At 50.9% G+C, this 2,854-nt stretch carries 6 protein-coding genes; all 6 read right to left on the bottom strand.

Annotated elements, in window-relative coordinates; genetic code table 11:
* The coding region (locus PHV74_16025) for an AsnC family transcriptional regulator (protein MDD5095859.1) at positions 1-181 on the bottom strand (181 nt) is incomplete at its 3' end.
* 88 nt (positions 182-269) lie between these two features.
* Positions 270-494 (bottom strand): hypothetical protein, encoded by a 225-nt coding sequence (locus PHV74_16020; protein MDD5095858.1) that lies wholly within the window; start codon positions 492-494, stop codon positions 270-272.
* Between the two features lie 2 nt (positions 495-496).
* Positions 497-1,351 (bottom strand): enoyl-CoA hydratase/isomerase family protein, encoded by an 855-nt coding sequence (locus tag PHV74_16015; protein ID MDD5095857.1) that lies wholly within the window; start codon positions 1,349-1,351, stop codon positions 497-499.
* Positions 1,352-1,673: 322 nt separating this feature from the next.
* Positions 1,674-1,856: a hypothetical protein gene (locus PHV74_16010; protein MDD5095856.1), complete on the bottom strand. Its 183-nt coding sequence runs from the start codon at positions 1,854-1,856 to the stop codon at positions 1,674-1,676.
* The gene (locus tag PHV74_16005; GenBank protein MDD5095855.1) at positions 1,816-2,424 is read right to left on the bottom strand and encodes a DUF6125 family protein; all 609 of its coding nucleotides are present in this window, start codon (positions 2,422-2,424) and stop codon (positions 1,816-1,818) included. Before PHV74_16005 ends, PHV74_16010 begins: the two co-directional genes overlap by 41 nt.
* 254 nt (positions 2,425-2,678) lie before the next feature.
* On the bottom strand, positions 2,679-2,854 hold a 176-nt coding region (locus tag PHV74_16000), incomplete at its 5' end, for an IS630 family transposase (GenBank protein ID MDD5095854.1).

Here is a 2,854-nt window from a genome sequence, read left to right as displayed (position 1 = left end):
TGGTGACGAATGAAATGACACCTTCGTCCAAGAGATATCGTAACCGCCGCTGCACTGTAGTATGGCTTGTGCCCAGCTTGGCCGCGAGTTCCTTGGCGCTCCTTCTGGCATCGACTTCCAGTTCTCTGATGAGCATCAGATCCAGTTCATCCAGGGGCCTTTTTGCGGTTTTCTCACTCATTCTCATTCACTTGCTTCATTTACACGCTTCGGCATTACTCCAATCCCGATGGAGGTTCGACTTGCAACGACATCAACAATCTGGACAGTTATGCACCGGAAGCCGACCTTCCAGAGAAACCATCCAACACGATGCGCACCGTCCCTTCGGGGGTATGCTTATGCTTGACTGCTACTCTCACCTGCTTCATCAACCCCTTCGTTTCTCGTCTACTGACTTCAGCAGAGGCTTGCTCTTTGGTCGCTCCGGTCATGCAGATTCCGTTATGAACGCAACCCTGCACCCGCGATGTCTCTGAAACAACTACATCCATATCTATGTTTCATCGAATAACAAATTGGCGTCCTTGTATACAGGCTCCCTGCGCTCAGCCAGAGCCATAATGGCCTCGTGATGGTCCCTCGATCTCATGATCACTCCATTACAGGCCAATGCAAGCAGAACCGATGAGCGCAAGTCGGATTCGAGGCCAGCATATACGGTCTGCTTGATCATCCTTTGCGTTATCGGCGGAATACTCATCAGCCTCTTCGCTAGTTTCCTCGTCTCCTCCTCCAGTTTGTCTAGGGGCACCAGCCTGTTGATAAGTCCTATCCGATAGGCCTCCTCAGCGCCAATGAATTCACAGGTCATCATGATTTCCAGGGCCTTTCCCAAGCCAATCACCCGGGGCAACATCCATGACTCATCGAAATCGGGAACGAAACCTACCCGGGGGTAGCCTATCAGAAACCGGGTATTTGGAGCGGCAACTCGCATATCACAGGCTAGCGATATGCCAAAACCACCGCCGACGGCATCGCCTTTCATCATAGCGATCACTGGCTTCTGCAACTGCCGCAAGGCAATGATGGCCTCATGAGCTATAGTGAGAAGCTGCCCCGGGGGAAATCCTTCTTCGTTGATACGCACCCACATTTCCTCTGCGTGTCTCGGGTTTATCTTGCCCGCCCTTAATTCAGGAAATCTTATGTCTCCCCCAGCAGAGAATGAATCCCCGGATCCGGTCACCACCATCACCCTCATGGTACTGTCCTTGCTCACGTCATCGACGGCTGCCAGTATCTCCTTCATCATGCTGTAGTTCAATGCATTCTTTTTCCGAGGTCGGTTGAGGGTGAGTTCGGCGATGTGATCTTCTTTCTTGAGGATTATATACTCGAAATCCATGTAAATGCCTCCTCGTCCGAATTGAGCTATTTGATTCTGTCCGCAGCTTTACGCTCGCCCTAATTTGTATGGCTTCCATTGTCTCCTATGAGACAACCCATCCAGAGGGTGCAAGCCTAGGATGCTACCTTTCTAATGTCCCTTATTTCGGTATATCCCTGTGATCAGGACGGGTATATGCATCTCTTGCTTATTATCTCCTGTGCAAGCGCCGGAAGGGTCTCATGCAGGTCGCCCACTATGCCACATAATCCGCAATGCCAAAGATATCTGCCTTGCGATTTGTGTTGATGGCCACTGTGGTCTCGGAATCCCACATCCCTCAGGTATGCTGGATGGTTCCCGAAATATCCCAGCCAATATAGACCTCCCGCCTGAACTCCAGAACCTGCTGCGTAATGGCGGCCGTGTAGCTGCCTGTCATGTAGTGGTTCAGTTGTGGATCATCGGCGAGATAGACATTGTCAGTGACGTAATGTATCAGTTCCCGAGCCATGTTTTCCATTTGCGATCTCTTGAAGCTTCCATTCCCATATACAAAAAGGGCCTTCGTCCTCGCTTTTCCGGGGAGGCAGCTTTAGTGGCGTCACCTTGATGGCGGGATTGAAATAATTGGCATGGGTCTGAAATGCTGCCGGCTCCAATTCGTGGCAAATCCTGAAGTCCCTACCCTCTCCTTCCCTCTCGAAGTAGAGCAGAGAGGGGCAGCGATTGACCGTCACGATGGCATAATTCGGATTTTGCAGGTCAATGGTCCAGTCGAAGAACCCCATGGGAAAACCGGGACTCAGCGACAGCGCTTTCAAGCAAGCAGTCACATCATGTCCCTTGATATTCATTGCCTCGGAGATTTTCCGGGGGTCGTAGGTGTAGCACTTATCCCAAACGATCAGCTCGCAGGCCATCGCTTCCTCATCGCTATAGCGCTGTTTTATCAGCGAATACCAGTATCCGTCGGTAGCCAAGAATATTCTGGCGTACTCATTCAGCAGCTTGATGAGGGCTTCCTTGGAGAAGTCCTCATATTTCAGGTCTGGCTTCAGATTTCCACTGTAGTCTTTGAGCTCTGCCATATCCCCCTCCTCCAGTTGATTCTATCGCCTGACAGAGGGCAGCCGCTCCGCGCAGACATTCCCCTCTTCCCCCCACACTGCTCAACCCTTCTCTGGGCCAGCAACTCCAACTCTTTAAGTCGTACAGTAACCCGGGGCAGGTCAAACGAGATAAACGGAATGGCAAGGTCGGTAGCCTCTACCATTCCGTTTCCTAACTAATTGTTCAGAAGTTTCTCGGTGCTTGCATTCCCATCCTCAAGACAAGTGTCATGTCACGTAGTGATTGACGGATAAAGCCGTCTCAATTTTACTCTGGCGTCGTCTATGGTGAAATGCCAATTGATCTTGGCATTCAGATTGTTTCTGCTCTTGCACCATGCCTCGACTTCTTTCGTTACCGTGGAGATGGTATCAATTCTCCGGTTCAAACATTGCCGGTGAAGAACGT

This window comes from Dehalococcoidia bacterium (assembly GCA_028711995.1).
Lineage (GTDB): Bacteria > Chloroflexota > Dehalococcoidia > SZUA-161 > SpSt-899 > JAQTRE01.
This window is presented reverse-complemented; position numbering and strand designations above follow the sequence as displayed.